This window comes from Bacteroidetes bacterium GWF2_43_63 (assembly GCA_001769275.1).
In the GTDB taxonomy this organism is placed as follows: domain Bacteria; phylum Bacteroidota; class Bacteroidia; order Bacteroidales; family DTU049; genus GWF2-43-63.
In genome coordinates, this window is sequence record MEOQ01000012.1 from 59,679 (window position 1) to 80,258 (window position 20,580).

Annotated in this window: 8 protein-coding genes; 5 read left to right on the plus strand and 3 right to left on the minus strand. The window is 42.4% G+C overall.

The genetic code is table 11. The features are described 5' to 3' along the window. Positions 1-36 precede the first annotated feature (36 nt). The 4 genes from A2W93_01365 (at position 37) to A2W93_01380 (ending at position 6,545) form a co-directional block, all read left to right on the plus strand. Complete coding sequence (locus A2W93_01365; GenBank protein ID OFY55725.1) at positions 37-2,418, plus strand: hypothetical protein; 2,382 nt, start codon at positions 37-39, stop codon at positions 2,416-2,418. A 1-nt stretch (position 2,419) separates the two neighbouring features. Continuing rightward, positions 2,420-3,379: a hypothetical protein gene (locus tag A2W93_01370; GenBank protein ID OFY55726.1), complete on the plus strand. Its 960-nt coding sequence runs from the start codon at positions 2,420-2,422 to the stop codon at positions 3,377-3,379. Positions 3,380-3,385: 6 nt separating this feature from the next. Next, a complete protein-coding gene (locus tag A2W93_01375) occupies positions 3,386-5,317 on the plus strand; it encodes a hypothetical protein (protein ID OFY55727.1) in 1,932 nt (643 codons plus the stop codon). A gap of 217 nt (positions 5,318-5,534) precedes the next feature. Then, complete coding sequence (locus A2W93_01380) at positions 5,535-6,545, plus strand: hypothetical protein (protein OFY55865.1); 1,011 nt, start codon at positions 5,535-5,537, stop codon at positions 6,543-6,545. A gap of 56 nt (positions 6,546-6,601) precedes the next feature. Here A2W93_01380 and A2W93_01385 read toward each other — a convergent pair whose 3' ends face one another. Genes A2W93_01385 through A2W93_01395 form a run of 3 tightly spaced genes read right to left on the minus strand, consistent with a single transcriptional unit; the run spans position 6,602 to position 14,259 of the window. Continuing rightward, the gene (locus A2W93_01385) at positions 6,602-9,451 is read right to left on the minus strand and encodes a hypothetical protein (protein ID OFY55728.1); all 2,850 of its coding nucleotides are present in this window, start codon (positions 9,449-9,451) and stop codon (positions 6,602-6,604) included. Between the two features lie 8 nt (positions 9,452-9,459). Continuing rightward, complete coding sequence (locus A2W93_01390; GenBank protein OFY55729.1) at positions 9,460-11,409, minus strand: hypothetical protein; 1,950 nt, start codon at positions 11,407-11,409, stop codon at positions 9,460-9,462. A gap of 6 nt (positions 11,410-11,415) precedes the next feature. Beyond that, positions 11,416-14,259 carry a hypothetical protein gene (locus A2W93_01395; GenBank protein ID OFY55730.1) on the minus strand — a complete coding sequence of 948 codons (2,844 nt, stop codon included), beginning with the start codon at positions 14,257-14,259 and terminating at the stop codon, positions 11,416-11,418. A 70-nt stretch (positions 14,260-14,329) separates the two neighbouring features. On the opposite strand from A2W93_01395, the gene A2W93_01400 reads away from it, so the two are divergent. Beyond that, positions 14,330-20,410 carry a hypothetical protein gene (locus tag A2W93_01400; GenBank protein OFY55731.1) on the plus strand — a complete coding sequence of 2,027 codons (6,081 nt, stop codon included), beginning with the start codon at positions 14,330-14,332 and terminating at the stop codon, positions 20,408-20,410. Positions 20,411-20,580: the final 170 nt, after the last annotated feature.

The following is a 20,580-nucleotide window of genomic DNA, read 5'->3' on the forward strand; positions in this document are numbered from 1 at the left end:
TCCTGAAACGACATTTCATCACCCTCATATAATCCAATGAACTACGGACATTTTTCTGACGACGGTAAAGAATATATCATCACGCGGATGGACACTCCCAGCCCGTGGATTAATTACCTGAATAACGGGCGTTATTTTACCAGCATTTCGAACAACGGCGGCGGAATGAGCTACTTCAAAAGCCCGCTACACGGCCGCGTGACCCGCTATCGCATAAATGAAGTGCCGCACGACCGCCCCGGAAAATATATCTACATTCGTGATAACGACAGCGGCGAAATCTGGAGCCTAACCTGGCAGCCGGTGAGCAAACATCTTGAGTGTTACAGACTGGCGCATGGGTTTGGTTATACGCGATCCGAAGCGTTGGTAAATGACATTGAATCTTCGGTTTTATTTTTCGTTCCACTTGAAGATGATCAGGAAATCTGGAAAACCATTTTAAAAAATACCTCGGACAAACCGCGCAATCTTTCGGTATATGGCTATTGTGAGCTGGCGCTGGGACACGCTTTGGTCGATTTAATCAATCAATGCGACGATCAGCATTTCAACCGCTCCTATTTCGATAAAAAGCTGAATTCTATTTTCTCTACAAAAACCTACTGGGTCACACAATCAAAAGGCACGCAGCAACAGGAAAATAAAGAATGGGATCAGCACACGTTTTTCACGGTAAATCACCCGGCAGCAAGTTATGAAACAGTACGAGAACGCTTTATCGGATTGTATCGCAATGAAAATAATCCAGTTGCGCTTGAACAAGAAAATTTGTCGTGTCGCGATACCGATTTCGGAAACATAGTAAACGCATTAAAAGTAGATATCACGCTCCAGCCGGGCGAATCAAAAGATCTCATTTTTACTTTGGGTGTAATTGAAAAAACAAAATTCGAAGAACATAAAAAGCAACGTTCCGAACAATATCACGATGTTTCGGCTGTTGATGATGCTTTTGAACAACTCAACGAATCGTGGAAAAGATATTTCGAACACACGTCGGCCGAAACGCCCGATAAAAATCTGAATGTTTTTCTGAAATACTGGATGCCTTATCAGGCCATTACTGCGTTTAACGTAGGTCGTGTGGCCAGTTTCTACTATTGGGGGATCGGACGAGGATTCGGTTTTCGCGACACAGCGCAGGATACCATTGCTGTTACAATTTCAGATGCAGAAAAAGCAAAAGAACGCATATTGCTTCTCACGCGCCAGATGCGGACTGACGGGAAAGTCTATCATCATTTTCACGGCGACGGTGATGGAGAATTTACGCAGCATTGCGATGATCCCCTCTGGTACATGCTTGCCGTGACAGAATACCTCAAAGAAACAGGTGACTTTACTATTCTTGAAAATGTGCAGCCCTTTATTGATGAGGAAAAAGAAGGTATTGTGCTCGATCATATGTTTGCTGTTGTACACTACGCAAAAAATAATCTCGGCGCTCATGGCCTGCCCATTTTCGGTCGCGGAGACTGGAACGATACACTCGATTACATTGGAGGAGACGAAGGCGGAGAAAGCGTTTGGGGCGGCATGTTTTACGCTGCCATGCTGAAATTATTCATGGACTTACTTGAACATATCAGGATGACCAAAGAGCGCGAAGAAGTTTCGTTTGTCCGCAAAAAACTGATGGCTGCCATCGAAGAACATTGCTGGGACGGCGAATGGTACATTCGTGCCTTTGGCGGAAAAGGCAATAAAGTCGGCTCGAAGGAAAATACCTACGGAAAAATATTTCTCAATACTCAGATATGGCCGGTGCTGGCCGGATTCAAAAATCACAACCGACTCATCATGGCCATGGACAGTGTAAAGAAACACCTCGATTCGCCCGAGGGACCAAAAAAATGCACCCCGGCCTGGAAAGAAATCGATCCAAACATCGGGTTGGTAACGCGTTGCGTGTGGGGTAAAAAAGAAAATGGCGCCGTCTTTTGTCACCCGACATCGTGGGTGATTCAGGCTGAAACCATGTTGCAGCGTGGCAATCAGGCATATGAATATTTAAAGAAAATGTTGCCGGATCGCATCGACAGCGATATTTTTGTTGCTGAACCCTATGTGTTTTCACAATACATCACCAGCAACGAACACTCCGAGCCCGGCCGAGCAAGCCACTCCTGGCAAACCGGCTCCGCAGCATGGATGTTCCGTGTGAGTTTTGATTATGTACTTGGCATTCGACCAACATACAAAGGGCTTTTAATTGATCCGGTTATTCCTTCGCACTGGGACACATTTTCAGCAAGCAGGAAATATCGCGGAACAAAATACAACATCATTGTCGAGAATCCGCAGCATGTTGAAAAAGGGGTGAAGGAAATTTTTGTTGATGGCAAACGCATAGATGAAAACGTGCTTCCAGTCAGCAAAAGCGAGATTTGTACGGTAAAAGTAATTATGGGATAATATGAAAAGATATTCTCAGAATCCGATTCTCACACGAAATGACATTCCGGATATTCATCCGCAGCTGGTTGATGCTACGTCCGTTTTCAATCCCGGAGCAATTTTATTTGAGGACAAGTACCTGCTCATGCTCCGCGCCCAGAGCCGCTCGCGTGAAACCTTTATGGTAATGGCCGAAAGTAATGACGGAATTCATTTCAGTGTTGAAAATAAAATTGTCCATTTCAAAGGCATCGAAACCGTCAATGAAAAAATTTATCACATCTACGATGCGCGCATTTCAAACATCGATGGACAATACTACATCATGTTTGCGATGGACATGGACAATGGCTGCCAGCTTGGTCTTGGTACAACCAAAGATTTTAAAGAGTTTGACTTTCTTGGAATCGCTTCAAACGAAGACATCCGCAACGGCGTATTATTTCCTGAAAAAATAAATGGGAAATTCATGCGCATGGATCGTCCGAACAAAGCGCGCCACAGCAACGGAACAACATCTGGAAGCACAATCTGGCTGTCACAATCTGACGACCTTTTAAACTGGGAACCCGTTGCAACGCTGATTGAAGGCCGCTTTCATTACTGGGACGAATTCATTGGCTCAGGCCCACCGCCGGTGAAAACGCGTCAGGGTTGGCTACATATATATCATGGTGTAGCCGGACATTTTGGAAGTTCCAATATTTATCAGGCCGGCGTGATGCTGCTAGATTTGCAGGATCCTTCAAAAGTGCTGTCACGCAGCTGGTGCAATATTCTGGAACCGCGCGAAATGTATGAACTCACAGGACAAGTACCAAATGTAGTGTTCCCGAGCGGCATGATTGTAAAGGAATTTGATGCTGAAGGATTTGCAAAACCTGAAAGCGAAGTGTATGTATATTATGGTGCAGCCGATACATCAGTCGGGCTTGCCAACACATCAATCAATGAATTACTTGAACTGACGAAGCAATAATCGTGTATGAATTTATCAACTTTTGACTGGTCAATTGTACTTGTTTTTCTGGCATTGATGATTGCAATGGTGCTGTTCAGCAAGAATCTTGTGAAAAGCGTTTCGGATTTCCTTGCAACAGGTCGCACTGGTGGGCGCTACATTATTTCAATGTTTCACGGAACAGCTGCTTTGGGCGCCATTACTGTAATTGGTGCGCTTGAACAGAATTACAGCGCAGGATTCAATTCGCGCTGGTGGGAAATGCCGACTGCTGTAATCCTTGTTGCAATCAGCGTTACAGGATGGGTAGTCTATCGCTTCCGTCGAACCAAAGCATTGACCATGGCGCAATTTTTCGAAATGCGCTACAGTCGCTCGTTTCGTGTGTTTTCCGGATTTCTTGCATTTCTTTCCGGCGTATTCAATATGGTAATTTTCCCATCCGTGAGTGCACGCTTTTTCATCTATTTCTGCGGCATTCCGGAGATTGGTGAAGTATTCGGAATTTCACTTACATTCATTGCCGTTACCGGTGCGATGGTTCTAATTCCCCTCTATTTCATATTTACAGGCGGTCACATCGCGGTCATGTTTACTGATTTTATTCAGGGCGTTTTTGTAAACATTGTTTTTGTGGTTGTCGTAATCCTGCTGCTGGTGCAGGTTGACTGGTCACAGATTTCGGATGCAGTCACTGCGGCACCTCCGGGACAGTCGCTCATCAATCCGTTCGATGCGGACAAAGTACAGGATTTCAATCCCTGGTATTTTTTCATCGGTATGTTCGGATTGATTTATACCAAGCTGTCGTGGCAGGGAAATTCATCGTTCAACATTGCAGCAAAAAGCGCACACGAAGCGCGAATGGCTGATGTACTCACCAACTGGCGACTTGTACCGCAATGGGGATTGTTTCTGGTTTTTGTACCTGTGGTTGCTTATACTTTATTTCATCACGGCGACTTCAACAGTGTTGCAGCTTCCATCAACAATACACTTTCGAGTGTCGGTACTGTAGCCGAACAAAGCCAGCTTCGCGTTCCGATGGCGCTGAATTATTTGTTGCCCGTTGGGCTGAAAGGCGCATTTGTAGCCATTATGCTGGCTGCAGCCGTTACATGTCACAACACATACATGCACTCGTGGGGAAGCATTTTTATTCAGGATTGCATCATGCCGCTGCGCAAAAAACCATTCGAGCCAAAACAGCATTTGAAGTATTTAAAGCTGTCTATTTTAGGCGTTGGCATTGCAATTTTCTTTCTGAGTATTTTATTTCAGCAGCCCGATAAAGTATTTTTATTTTTGAATGTATCAGGCGCTATTTTCGTGGGCGGATCAGGTGCTGTAATCATTGGCGGACTATACTGGAAACGCGGTACAACAGCAGCTGCCTGGGCCGCTATGATCACTGGTGCACTTACTGCGTCGGCAAATATTATGCTGAAAGCGGTTGTTGAAGGTTACCCGATCAACGGCCAGTGGGGCTGGTTTATGGCCATGATAGCGGCTTCGGTGGTATACACACTTGTATCGCTTCTTACGCCAAAACCAAAAGTGGACATGGATAAACTGCTGCACCGAGGCGCTTTTTCCGATCATGCAGATTCAAAATCCAGAAATGAGCAACCTGCCAAAGGCTGGAAAGTATTGGCCTGGACTAAAGAATTTACACGCGGCGATAAAATCATCTATGCCGTCACTATTGGCTGGACACTGCTCTGGGTGCTGGTTTTCGTTGTAGGCACGTTATACAATTTTATTGTTCAGCCCATCGAAAATAGCCAGTGGCTTCAGTTCTGGAAAATCTATACGTACATTTTCCTTGGAGTATCAATCATCGTGACCATCTGGTTTACCATCGGCGGAATAAAAAATCTGCGAGAAATGATTGCGGCGCTGCGCAGCAATTTGCGCGATCATAGTGATGACGGATTTGTGAAAAGAGAGGAATAATGTCTTATCCTGCTGCCTCCTTCGATACGTCCGCCTCGAGGCGGACACTCAGGATGACAGCAGTGTTCAGAGTGAGAATCGCATAAAAAAAACAGGAAAATATATGAACAGAATATTCTTCAATCTTGTCATACTCATCGCAGGGATCCTGCTTTCCTGCAGCAAAATCAATGAAACAAAAGACATGAAACCACTCCAGGATGATCTGAAGCCGCTGATGCAGGAACCAAAAAGTTATGTTTGCTATCGCACCAGTGAACCCGTAAACATAGACGGAATGCCGGCTGAACAAGCATGGAGCAAAGCGGAATGGACGGATTTATTTATCGATATCGAAGGTGACCTGAAATCAAAACCTGCACAGAACACGCAGGTAAAAATGCTCTGGGACAATGATTATCTCTACATTCTGGCAGAACTTGAAGAAGAAAATATCTGGGCTTATCTGGATAAACACGATGAAGTGGTTTACTTCGACAACGATTTCGAAATATTTATTGATCCCGACAACGATGCAAAAAATTATTTCGAATACGAAGTAAACGCAAAAGGAACGGTCTTCGATCTGTTTCTTCCCCACCCGTATCGTCATTCTTCATACGCGCTCCACAACTGGGATTTCAAAGGAATTAAACAAGCAATAAAAATTGATGGAACGCTGAATGACGGATCAGACAAGGATTTGAAATGGACCATAGAACTCGCTATTCCCTTCACCGATTTGTCTTTCGGCCTTGACAGCGGGAAACCAAATGTCGATAAACCCTGGCGCATAAATTTTTCGCGCGTTGAATGGGACGTGAAATGGGAGAACGGGAAATATATAAAACTCACAAACTCCGATGGGAAGCCGCTTCCGGAGCACAATTGGGTATGGTCGCCCGTGGGCGCCATCAGCATGCATATGCCCGAACGCTACGGATACCTGAAGTTTTCTGATAAAATAGCCGGCACAGAAAGAGAAACCTTTGTCCTTTCTGAAAACGAAAAGCTGAAAAACGTGCTCTGGGCTGTGTTTTACAGAGAGTCTGTTTATTTTGAAAAAAATAAATCATACACAGACAAACTTGGTAAACTTGGCAATGATATCAAATCACTATACGATAATAAAAAATACAACCTCCGAATTGCTGCTTCAAATAACACTTTCGAAGCCACATTGAAAAGCACCGATGGAAAAATGAGGATGTTTATAACGCAGGAAGGATCAGTGGTGGAGCCCAATTAAAGTTTCTTACAACTTTCAAATAAGAAACAAATCCGGGTCAGTGAGCCGCCCTAAAATCATCCGTGAATGACTACAATTCGCAGTGTACTCCGATCCTTTCCATCATCAACAGAAATAAAATAAACGCCATCCGGCATTACAGAAGTATCAACCGAAAACGTATTCACACCTGAATCAGCCGCAATGCTGCGCGAGTAAACAATATCGCCATAAGCATTGAAAATAACCGCATTGCAGTTTCCGGCTTGTTGAAGATTGAATTGAATCTGAGTGCTATTATTGGCTGGATTCGGAAAACTCTTCAATGAAAGATAGTCATCGCTGCTGATTGTTTCAATTCCAGTTACCACGTTCAGACAATATTCATTATTTGATAGATTACTGTCTGATATCAGATTGGATCTCACACAAAGTGTAAAGTCATTAGCCGGTACAGTCAGTTGCTGAATGAAAGAAAACTCGGTTGAATCGGAACAATACAGCGTGCCAGTCCAAAGATCATTGGCTATTGTAACTCCGTCAATCTGATAATTAATTGGAATGCTGTCAAGGGTTGATGTTCCGGTATTTTTAATCCGGGTTTTAATATTGACAAGAGCACCCGGCATACTGAGTCCTGCCGTATCAATAATCGCTGAAACACACACATCATCGCTGAAAGCAATAAATTCATCTGCCCCTAAAGCAGGCGTCGCCAAATTGCGGAGCTGGTGGTCAAAATCTCTTTCAACACCGGTGTATGCGCCCAGATTATTCAGCCATGCGTTTTGTATGTGCAAATCAGTTGTTGAAACAAAATCAGGATGCATTGTAAAGGAATGCTGATCGCGGCTGGTTGCTGTTTGCCAGGCTGCAAGCGTGGCAAAATTTGTATAATCTGAATATATCAGCACCGAACCAGTGGTGTACAGTATGTTATAATCCGAAGTAAAATTGTTAGAAGCCCGGTTGTGGTAAGCATAACCATCCCCATCATTAATGAAAACATTATTTCTCATGTCGGAATAATTACACGCTATGCAATAAAAAGCCGTTCCATTCGATGAATCAGGACTGCTAAACAATACTGTATTATGAAAAACATCGATGTAATACGAGTCATTAATAAAAATGCCACTGCTTGTAGCACCACCACCAATGGTAACGATATTGTTCACCACTTTCCCGCGTTTGGTCTGGCTCGCATCGCATGTAAACATATACAAAGCCCTGCTCAGTGGCTGCTCGAATTTGTTGTTTTCAACAACAGGGTAATAACAATGGCTCAGATCAGCACCAATACTTCCACCATACATACTTGTCGTAGAAAAAATATTATTACGGATAATTGCGCTGTCAAAATACTCCAAGTTGATTCCTGAAATATAATAATTGATAAAACGGTTGTTTTCAAAAATCCATCCCTGTTCCTTGTTGCTGCTGTTATTGGGCGCCAGAATAGAAAAACCACCATTTATAAAGCGGTTCCCATAAAAGTTGATGTTATGTTCTTTTGATGCTTCTCCGTCCAAAACCAGCACGGTCGTACTGGTATAGGTATGAGATGAAGGACCTTCAAAAATGACATTTTCAAATGAGTGATCACTTCCTCCACCAGTTAAAATCAGGCATGTAGAATAAGTTGTATCTAATGACTTTAATGTTAGGTTTTTGAAATCCACAAATCTGGATCCATTAAAGACAACAATGAAATTATCGGAACTACCAAAAGCGTCATGTTGAATTATGACGTCTTCTGGGTGACCGGTCATAGACTGGAATGTAATTCGGTTGTCATTATCAGCGCCATTGATCAGATAGTTGAAAACAAGTACGGTATCATAACTACCGGGTGCAACATTAAAAACCGTTGAATTCCGAATTCCACATTCTTTAAGAATGGCCAGCGGCTCGGCAAAGTAGCGGAAATTTGTACCACCGGTAGGTTGCAAGGAATCAATCGTGTATGTTCCCGATAAAACCTTATCGCATACTTTGTATGTTTTTTCAATGGTGTCATTATTCAAATCTTCATCCTGAAGATAATTCGGGTTGCGGACATACACCTTCAAAACATGATTTCCAGCGGTTGGAAAGATTATGTTGCCAATGGACAATTCAGGCGATAATGAGTCCGGCGCCAGATTTCCATACCACTGAAACGGAGGCTGAGCGACACCATCTACTTCCATGTGGATTTCGACTGTATGAATATTGTATAATCCCGCATTCCGAAAAACTACACTTACCGGCAATGAATCTCCTGCTACCTGATATGGAGAATACTGCGGCGTTGCAATACTGTGTAATGCCGCATCATTGTTTGCCCACGGCGAATGCATGGCCAGCTTTATGTTTGGGCGATTATAGTCCAGTGTACCATATGACACAGGGAAAAGGCTTGAATAATTCGAATTGCGCTTCGCCACAACCTGATACTTAGGTTCAGTCCTCGTGTACAGGAATTCAGGATAAGGAATAACTCCCGTGCCATGCAGGTTCTTCCAGAATATCAGTAAATTCTTGTTTCCGGAATAATAAAACGGAAGATCCAATACAACTTTACTCCACTGCAGGCCTTGCCAGACAACAGTTCCGTTCAGTACTTCAAACATCTGCGTTGAATCAGGGATAGCGGCTGATGTAAATACGGTGTCATCTGTTTCCATCATATATACCTTCTGGTTGTTCATCGTATGAACGATCGAGTTTCTGACCTGAAAAAAAATTGAATCAATTTCGCCGCTTCGGTTAATTTCATCTCTGGTAAAAAGGATTGAACTCCAGCTGTAGCCACTGATAGCCCCAACAGGACAGTTCATCTCGGCAGCACTATCCTGCCCGATAATAACATATTCAGGTGACTGAGCAAATCCGGAACAAGCAATCAGCAAAAAACAAATAATAAAAACAAACCTGATTTTCATGGTGTCTTTTATTCTTTAATTTTAAAAAATACGCTTTTGACAACTTTTCCAGAACCATCAATGTTCAATACATATGAACCATCTGTAAATGCACTAATATCAATACAATATGATGCATCGTGCCATCTTCCCTGTAAAACTTCCTTCCCAGCTTTATCGACAATACTGTAATGATCTGCATGAAATTCTGCCGGTGTTTTTATGCAGATTAAGTTTGTTGCCGGGTTTGGGAATATCAATATTTTATCTGAGCTGTTTTTGCCAAGTCCGGTATTATCAATGACCTCCAGTATTGCAGCCGATGTCGAATCAGTGCATTGATTCACCGTAATCAGACATCTGAAAAGTTGATTATTGTTTGTCATCGAAATATTCGACACTTTTAAGGAGTCGGTATGCACTCCAGTGTATTGTCCTGAGTTGCTCAAATTTACAAAACCGCTACCAATGTCGCTTTGCCACTGATAAGATGGCTGCAAACCGGATGTTTCGGCGTGGAAATATGCTGTATCTCCCGGATGCAGGATTTCGCTCAGCGGATTATGTGTAATATCAACATTGTACATTGTCAGGTTCAATGTTACAATAGAATCGCATCCGGCAGAATTTGTAATGGTACAGGTGGCTGTATTGTTGTCGGCAAAATAAGTGTTTCCATCAATCCATGTGAAACTTTCACAACCATCAACGGTATCAATGCCTGTACTTGGCAAACATGAAGTATACACTTTCGCCTGACCACTGAAACTGGCAATACCATCACTGTTTGCCAGCCCCGCCACAAAGGTTTCGCCCTGACCGCTAATACTTACCGAATAACCAAACGAATCATAGGCTAATCCACCGTCAATATCGGCACCCACCTGTATCCACGAACCACCGACATATTTATATACTCTCGCATGACCTGCATAAGCTCCCGAGCCATCGTTGTTATAAGCACCAACGACCAGTGTAAGCCCATCGGCACAAACATCAACAGAATATCCGAACTTGTCAGAATCGCCTTCTCCAGGAATATCGGTTCCTATCTGTGTCCACACACCACCGGAATACTGATAAACACAGACAATTCCGGAATTTGCCACTGTACCGTAATTGTATGGACAACCAACCGCCAGTATTGTACCGTCATAATTAAGACTTACTGAGGTTCCTGCTCCATATACATTTGCACCGGCATTAATGTTCCCTCCCATCTGAACCCAATCCGATCCATTGAACATGTACACACGTTCATACGCTGAATAAACGCCTTCGATGGCGCCTATTGCCACAATCGTTCCCGTGGAATCGAGATCAACAGAAGTTCCTAAATAAATCGAATAGTAATCGGAACCGGTAATGTCTGATCCTATCTGAGTCCAGGCACCAGAGATGTAACGGAAAATTTTTACTTCTCCAATGCCATGGAAAGATACTCCGTCATTATTTGGTGCACCTACGGCCAGCGTAAGCCCGTCGGCACTTAAACTCACAGAACTTCCAAACTGGTCGCCGGATGCTTCACCATCTATGTCTGCACCCATTTGAATCCAACTTCCACCATTATATTGATAAACCTTTACTTCTCCCGTTTCTGGGCCATGCGCTTCGTTATCCCTCGCACCTACAGCCACAATAGACCCATTATCATTAATGCTGACCGAGCATCCAAACTCATCCTCAGGTGCTTCGCCATTCAGGTATCCGCCTTTCTGCTGCCAGTTGCCGTTTTGAAATTCATATACACAAACATGCCCCCGTTCGTTGTCAAAGCTGTCATTATATGGCCCTCCCGCAGCGACCACCATTCCGTTACTACTTATTGCTACAGCTTTCCCCAAAGCAGCTTGGGCAAAAGCTCCGTTAATTGTCGTCCCCATTTGCGTCCACTGAACCTGAGCCTGTGAAATGCTGACTGCGGTGATAAATATCATACAGAAGCATAACACGCCGTAGATTGTTTTTAAGTTCATTGAAAACTATTTTTGAATAACACTAAACGATTTTCCTTTGCAGCCATAGACTCGGAAGAAATACAATCCTTCTTTGAGTCTATCCAGATTGATCTGGAAATATTCATTCGGGACTACGCCACTGATAACCACTATGCCCTTTTCATCCGTAACTGAATACAAAGTTCCGCAAAGGTTTGAAGGCACCTGGATTCTTAATTCATCCGAAGCAGGATTCGGATAAATTCTGATTGCTTTGTAGTCCGTGTTTTCAGAAATACCGACTCCACTTGCATTGAGTGCTGCAGCCAACGATGTGTCGCTGCATGTAAGCGAATGCACAATGCACCGAAAATTCTGATTATCATTGGCCATGCTGACATTTGAAACAATCAATGTATCGTTGAATGTGCCTGTATACTGGCCTCCTTCGGTCAAATCAATAAATCCAAAACCCAAATCGCCCTGCCATTGAAAAAACGCCGGCGATGCTAAAGTGGTCACAACAAACTGGGCCGCAGAGTCTATCGTCACATATTGATTTACAGGGTGCTGAATAATGTCGGCAGGATGAAGCGTCAGGTCCAGTGTTATCACTGAATCGCAACCAGCAGCTGTTGGAATGATGTACACCGCCGTATTATTACTGCTGGCATACGTATTTCCATCAATCCATGTAAATGGCTCACAAGAGAAATGCACATCCTCAACTGCAGAACTGTGGTTTAATGTCAGGTCAAGTGACACCAATGAATCGCATCCTGCAAGATTTGTAATCTGATAAACCGCAGTATTATTGCTTGCTGTATAGGTGATCCCATCAATCCATGTAAAGGAATCACAGTCTGAAACAATATCAGTAACATGATCCGATAAAATTTCGAGATTTAAAGTAATGACAGAATCACAGCCGGCAGCATTGGTCAGGAAAAATCTTGCCGTATCAGTATCTTCGAAGTAAGTGTTTCCATCAATCCATGAAAATGAATCACAGGATGAGTGATTATCCGTATAATCAGTGCTGTTTTTTACTGTCAGATTGAGTGTAACCAGAGAGTCGCACCCATGAGCCGTTGTAAGCATAAATGAAGGTGTTGAAGTGCTGGCATAATAATGTATACCATCAACCCAAATCAACGAATCACAGACCGTCTGGCTATCGACATTGGTCTCACTATTATTTATTGTGAGATTCAGAGTTATAACTGAATCACAACCTGCGGAATTAATCAGTGTCATCTGTGGTGCACTGGTACTTTGTGTGTACGTGACTCCATCAATCCATGTAAAAGAATCACAGGCAGACTGGACATCGGTAACCGAGTCTTTAAGAATTGTCAGATGAAGGGTCACCAGCGAATCACAGCCGGCAACATTAGTCAGCGTGAATTGCGGTGTAGATGTACTTTCTTTATATGTGAGGCCGTCAATCCACGTGATAGAATCGCATGCTGAACGGACGTCAGTTGATGAATTAGCGTTTATTCTCAGGTGCAGTGTTACAACCGAATCGCAGCCGGCTGCATTCTGCATGATATATATAGCGGTATCAATATCATCAAAATAAGTGATTCCGTTTATCCATGTATATGAAAAATTACAGGTATTTATTGTATCGGCGCCAAAAGACGTGTGACATTGATAAAAGGCTCGTACATGGCCGGCATCGGTAAACAGATTATCATTTGCGCGTGCACCGACAGCCACCAGCGATGCATCGTAATTCATTCCGACAGAAATTCCGGCCATATCACCATCTCCCTCTCCGCATATAGCACTACCCATCAATTCCCATACGCCCGAATTGAAATTATAAACTTTTGCATGACCAGCATTGGTTCCCAAAAAGTCATTATTGACTGCTCCGGCAATCAGAGAATTGCCATCATAACTTAATTTAATGGATTCACCAAAACGGTCTTGTGCGACATCTCCATACATCGGGTTTCCTTTCAGCTGCCACTGACTGGCCACATATTCATACACTTTTACCTGCCCGGCAGAAGTGCCGGCCACGCTGTTTCCAGGGCTTCCGACCGCCAGGACCAAACCCGAAGCATCAAGGCTGACACCATTACCAGCACCATTATTAGTTGTGTCACCATGTACCGGAATACCCATTTGTGTCCAATAGCCACCCGATTGATATTGAAAAACCTTGACCTGCCCCGAATTACTGCCCCATGGGTCGGCGTTTTTTGCACCGATGGCAACAATAGATCCATCGGCATTGATGCTAACTGAACACCCAAAAAAATCGTAGGCAGCTGAACCACAAAAAGTGCTGCCCAGTTGAGTCCATGAGGCTCCGATAAATCTGAAAACACGGGCATTACCTGTACTGGTTCCGTAAGTTGCATCATATTGCGATCCAACGATAAGGGTTAAGCCATCGGCACTCATCGAAATGGCATTGCCGCATAAGTCACCCGGAGAGTCGCCTGCAATTGAATTGCCTTTCTGCACCCAGGCACCGGAAATATTTTGATAAACATCCACTTTGCCGGAATTGGTGCCATTGATATCGCTGCCAGTAATGCCAACCGCTATAATAGTGCCATTTGCGTTTGTCGAAACCGCCCATCCAACATTATCGTTCGCAACGCTGCCAAAAATATCCTGACCGTGTTTCTGCCAGCTGGACCCGTTGTACTGATACACACTGACGCGCCCTCCGTTGAAGGCCAGTGCATCATTCAAATAAGCTCCCGAAATAAATGTTGTTCCATCGGCACTCATGCATAATGAAGCTCCAAACCATTCTTCGTTTCCTTCACCGGTCATTTCGTTGCCATACTGCATCCATTGAATTTGTGCAGACATGTGTAATGAGAAAAAAATGAGAACTACAATAAAAAATGAAATCTTCATTTTAAAAATGTTTGCATCAAATATACAATAATTTGAAAAAAATGTAGATTTGTATATTAAAAATGTAAATATGAAACCGCTCGTGCTGATTTTAGTGTTATCTGTTTGTTTTCTTTCGGAACAGCTGTCAGCCCAAACAGCAAATTATGTTACTATAGGAAACGGAACGACACAAACTTATGACCTACCGACAACTGCAACTTCTTATTACAGTTGGAGTGCCTGCATATACCAAGCAAGTGAGATCAATTATTCCGGTTGTATTGATTCGATTTATTATTATGTGGGCAGTAACAACAGCCCTAATGTACAGACCAACCAAAAAATCATGTTGGCTGAAATTCCGGACATTGTTTTTGCTGATACTTACAAGCCTGATACATCTCAAATGATTACGGTATTTGAAGGATCTCTGGCATTTTCAAGCCCCGGCTGGAAAAAAATTCCTTTATCGCATCATTTTTATTATTCCGGAAATGGAAGCCTTGTAGTTTATTACCAGAATAAGAAAGGCCCTTCATCAGCATCTTTTGTCAATTTCAGATACACAGCGGGCGCATCAAACCTTGCAAAAGAATTCAGCCATAGCATTTATTCCTATGTATTTCCAAATTCAAATGGGAGTTTCACAACCGAAAGGCCAAATATAAAATTAGCTTTTCAGCCAGTATATACTCATGATGTTCAATTGATTGAAATAACAGAACCAGCAGGATCCATTCTGCAATCCGACAGTCCTTATTATATAAAAGTAAAAATCCGAAACTATGGAACCGACACGCTGGAATCGGCCACTATTCATTGGTTGGTAAATGGTGTGCCGCAGACGCCGATTGACTGGACTGGTGTACTGCCTCATGACTCCATCTCAAATGAAATAACGCTGGGTAATTACACCTTTTCCGGAATAGGCTATACAGATCTGACAGCCTACACCAGCAACCCTAACGGATTGCAGGATGCATATGTATATAACGATACATTAATGCAAACCTGGTATTTATGCGAATCAGCATCTCATACACAGTTTTCGGTTGATCCGGCTGCCCCGACCGGAGTTTTAAATTTTGGAAGTTTTAAAGATGCTTTGTATTATCTGAAAACCTGTGGCGTAAAAGACACAACTGTTTTCAGTATTCAAAATGGCACATATGATACGCTGCTGACCTTCGATTTTAGCATTCCCGGAATCTCAGACTCAGCCTGGGTGGTCTTTACGTCAGCCAGCAATAATGCGCAGGACGTTACGCTCAGGCACTCATGCATTTCGGCAACCAACGCAGTCATCAATTTCAATAAAAGTCACTATATCGAGGTTAAACACCTGACCTTGCAAGCGGTGTACAATTCATCGGAATATGGATGCTGTGTGAATTTAATGGATAGTTGTACGAATATAAAAATAGACCACAATATTTTATTAGGGGTCGACACTGTGCCATTGTACACTAATAGGTTGGTGAATATCCGTAACGATGTTGTCGGTTTGGCTTCAAATATAGAAATCACAAACAACCTGCTACGCAATGGAGCTTATTCAATTCAATTAACCGGATTAGGATTAGGCTCTCAGGCTTACAACAATCTCATAGAGAATAATACCATCGAAGACTTTTATTACGCAGGCATTCAACTGACACGACAAAACAACCTGCAAGTCAACGGAAATAAAATTTCTTCCATCAACGCCAATTCCACATCCAATGGCATTTATATGAGCGAAGTCAAACAGCTGATTGCTGAAAGAAACAATATTTGCGGACCATTTCAGTATGGAATGTATCTCGACCGGGTGCAGGCTTTAAGCTCCAATCCGGCATCAATTGTAAATAATTTCATTTCCACCCTTTCAAGCAACGGAAGCTCTATTCATTTTATTTATGGGGAGAATATACTTTTTTATCACAACAGCCTGCTGCAGCGCGGTGCGGGAAAAGTATTCAGCAACAGTAGTTATACACAAGCAATAATCCGCAACAATATTCTGGCAAACTATGGTGGTGGATATGTGTTTAATTATTACAACGGATTCAATTCTGACTACAACATTCTTTACACTACTGGTCCAACATTTTCGAACTATGGCTCATTCAGTTCATTACAGACCACTTATAATATGGAATTCCATTCATACAACCTGGATCCCCAATATATGAGTGAATCCAATCTGCATGTATTTCACGAATCCGTGAATAATATCGGAACGCCCGTTGGAATCATGATTGACATTGATGGTGAAATACGTGATTCGCTTCTTCCGGATATTGGTGCTGATGAATTCACACCATTAATAACAGATGCCGGCATTTTCAATATAGAGTCCCCTGTACCTGTTCCGCATTCATTGGCAGGTCAGTCATATCCTCTTGTTATAAAAATCATCAATAATGGAAATGACACTCTTAAAAAAGTAATGTTGCATTACGAAATTGATGGAGTTACACAAACATCGCAACCCTGGGCAGGCCTCATAGTTACTGATTCTGTAAGCACTAATATTACCCTCGATACTGTATTGTTTGGTTCTGCCGGAATACATAGCATTAAAGTCTGGACATCGCTGCCAAATGACTCGGTAGATATCATGCCTGACAACGATACGCTTTTTCAGCAGTATAAAGTTTGTGACAGAGTGCTGGCCGGGCCATATACCATTAATTCAACACAGCCGTCATCGGCAACAAACTTCAGGTATTTCAACGAAGTGCATCAACAGCTAAGCACCTGCGGGATCAGTGATTCCACCGTGTTTTATATTAACCCGGGGCTATACGATACTATACTGGTTTTCGATTATCCCATTGATGGCACTGCGTCCGATTCATGGGTGGTATTTCAGTCTGCAACGGGCAATCCATCCGATGTCACCTTCCGCCATTTATGTTCGAGCACACGCAATTTTGTGATCGGATTTATGGACACAAGATATATCGAAATAAAATATTTGAAAATCACACCCATCAGTTCTGTATTTGGCGATAATGATTGTGCTGTCGCCTTTCTGAATGGAGCTGAGCATATTGCATGTACCGGTAATATTATGATCGGTGATGTAACTACAAATACAGAGTGGAGTGCCTCGTTGATTCATAATCCGGACAATTCTCTAGTAAACTATATTTCAGTAACGGGGAATTCAATATACAATGGCGCTTACGGAATTCTTTTTTCAGGTCCGTCATTGGAAACAGGAAATATTATCCGTGATAACAAGGTTTATAACTATTTACGTTATGGAATTCTCTGCGTCAATCAATATCGGATGGACCTGAGTGGTAATGAAGTTTATTCAGCATCAACACTAAATAGCAGTAGTGGCATGTGGCTTTCAAATTGCCGAAACAGTTTGTTTAATGCCAATACTATTTACGGCAATCAGGATTGTGGAATTTTTTATACGGGCTGTCAAGGAAGCACCTCATTACACAATCTCATAAGCAATAATTGTATAACTAACTCCAGAGGAATTGCTTTCAGGGTTGAATGCAGCTGGTTTAGCGATTTTTATCACAACAGCATATTAAATACCGGCACCGGAAGAGTGTTTGATGTGTATAACTGTTCTGAATTAATCATCAAGAATAACATTTTTGCAAGCACCGGTGATGGTGTAGCATTGGCAATATCAGTTGCGAATCTGGTATCCGATTACAACAATCTGTACACAAACGGAATCGGTCTGGTAAACAATAATTATACAGTATCCACTTTATCAACCTGGCAGAACTCTTCATCGCAGGACCTGCACTCGGTTAGCGAAAATCCCAATTTTGTCAGCAATTCAGACCTGCACATGTACGATCTTTCCCTGAATGATCTGGGAGCACCAGTTGGAATACCAACCGATATGGATAATGAATTGCGCGATCTGAATCACCCTGACATTGGTGCCGACGAGTACAATCCTTTTCAGCAGGATGCTGGTGTTGAAATTATAACTTCACCTGTACATACACCTCGCCCACTAACTGGAATTCCAATCGATTTAAAAATCAGGCTGAACAACTATGCAGCCGACACACTGAATAAAGCATCGGTATATTTTGCAGTGGATGGCACACTTCAGGGAGTGTATAACTGGACTGGGAGTGTTTTGCCAGACTCTGTATCCTCCGAGGTGACTATTGGTCAGGTTACATTTCCGGTAAGCGGTTTACATACAGTCCGCGTCTGGACCTCCATGCCCAATGATTCATCCGATCACATTCCGGTGAATGATACACTGCAATCAGAATATCAGGTTTGCGATCAGTACCTTGCCGGAACATACACGATTGATCCATTATCAGCTACTGCAGGTGTAAATTTCAGCCACTTTGCTGAAGTTTTAAATGAATTAAAAACCTGTGGGATATCTGACACAACCATATTTGAGATTTCATCAGGTGTATACGACACTTTACTGAATATCGATTTCCCAATTCCAGGTGCATGTGATTCTGCACACGTAATTTTTTGTTCCTTAGCCAATAATCCGGATTCAGTCACTATCAGTCATTCTGCTGTCGGAGCATCAGATAATTATATTATCAGACTCAATGAAACATCGTTTACTGAATTTCATAATCTGACTTTTAATGCGTCGGGAACCAGCTATGGGCGCTGCTTTGATTTCGGCACAAATACCAATTACATCAGACTGAAAGGAAATCGCATATGCGGAAACCCGCTTGCAGGAAATACAGAACAAACTGCGCTGATTTATAATAACAGTAGCTGCACTCATATTGTTATTGACGAAAATCAGATCGAATCGGGCTCGACCGCAATATTGTTCAGAGGGAACAGCAGTATTGCTGGTATAAAAAATAATATAATAAGCAAAAACATTTTTCACAATTTCAGACAATTTGGATTGTTTTCCTCATCAGAAAAAGATCTTACGATTAGTGAAAATCTTTTTGACAATGATTCTTTAAGTACGTCGCAAGCATCAATCTATCTGAATAATATCCATAGCGTGATTGTCGAAAAAAATAAAATATCACTATCAGCCGGCCAGGGAATCGTTGTAAAAAACAGTCAGTGCAGTGCAGCTCAACCAGGCCTTATTGCAAATAATTTTGTTTCCATAGGTGGCTCCGGAACTACGATTGCGCTAGCCATGGATACATCCGAATATTGGAATGTCTATCACAACACACTGCACACTTACTCGAATAGCACTTCACTCAATGTTGCTCTTTCGGCAAATGAATTGCAATATTCAAATTTTGCAAATAATATTTATAGTAGTAACTATGATTACTCTGTTTTGCTCAAGAGTCCCTTCCTACTCAACACTTCAGATTACAATGTTTTCAAAAACAATGGTTCTTTAATCATTCATTACCTAAATAATAATTACTCTTTGTCCTACTGGCAGACAAACTATCAAACCGAGCTGCATTCATTCGTGTCATCACCTCAGTTTTGTAGTGATACAGACCTGCATGTCACCGATTTTGTTGTGAATAACAAAGGACTAAACGTTGGAGTCAGTACAGATATTGATTATGAAATGCGGAATTTGAGTACGCCTGACATTGGAGCGGATGAAATCATAGCACAGACAGACCCGGTCATTGTTCGCATTGCTGAACCTGTTTCCTCCACTGCATGTAATATGCCTGTTTTTGTAAAAATAGTGCTGTTGAATGCTGGATTAAACACATTATATTCAATTCCGGTTTCATATTCTCTGGATGGCGTGCTTCAAGCAAATGAAACATGGACCGGAACACTGAACAGTTCCGATTCAATTGAATATCAGTTTACAACTACTTTCCCCGGGCCTCTAAACACATACGATATTTGTGCAGCTATTTCCTTGCTTTCAGATGAAGATACAACCAACAACAAAATCTGTAATACAATTGTCGCTACCGGCGTTGGAATTGAAAAGGAAAATTCAGGAAATACCGCTCTGAATATAGTCCCTAATCCCGCCGACGAAGTACTGACATGCGAAATCAGCTATTCAGATGAAGAGCTCTGTAAAGCAAAAATCCTAAACGCCAACGGAGAAACAGTTAAAACATATGCGTTTATTGTTCAGCAGGGTCTGACAACTCACCACTTTGAAACATCATGTTTTGAGCAGGGTATGTATGTGCTTCAGCTTGAAATAGGCTCAACGATGATTTCTGAAAGATTTGCTGTCGTTCATTAAAGTTAAGCCGTACTCCACTACTTTATAATAAATCGGCTTCCCACATCTTTGTTTTTTACTCCAGCATCCTGTAGGCGCCGACTTATTTTCGAATCTGTTCCAAGTTTGCACCAAAATCGAAATGCAATTTTGTTTTACAAAATGAAATTATTGCATCCGCAAAAAACCGT

Bases quoted from the DNA above. Each gene is read 5' to 3' on its own strand.
- A2W93_01365 (OFY55725.1), top strand. From the start codon at position 37: ATGAACTACGGACATTTTTCTGACGACGGTAAAGAATATATCATCACG.
- A2W93_01370 (OFY55726.1), top strand. From the start codon at position 2,420: ATGAAAAGATATTCTCAGAATCCGATTCTCACACGAAATGACATTCCG.
- A2W93_01375 (OFY55727.1), top strand. From the start codon at position 3,386: ATGAATTTATCAACTTTTGACTGGTCAATTGTACTTGTTTTTCTGGCA.
- A2W93_01380 (OFY55865.1), top strand. From the start codon at position 5,535: ATGCAGGAACCAAAAAGTTATGTTTGCTATCGCACCAGTGAACCCGTA.
- A2W93_01385 (OFY55728.1), bottom strand. From the start codon at position 9,451: ATGAAAATCAGGTTTGTTTTTATTATTTGTTTTTTGCTGATTGCTTGT.
- A2W93_01390 (OFY55729.1), bottom strand. From the start codon at position 11,409: ATGAACTTAAAAACAATCTACGGCGTGTTATGCTTCTGTATGATATTT.
- A2W93_01395 (OFY55730.1), bottom strand. From the start codon at position 14,259: ATGAAGATTTCATTTTTTATTGTAGTTCTCATTTTTTTCTCATTACAC.
- A2W93_01400 (OFY55731.1), top strand. From the start codon at position 14,330: ATGAAACCGCTCGTGCTGATTTTAGTGTTATCTGTTTGTTTTCTTTCG.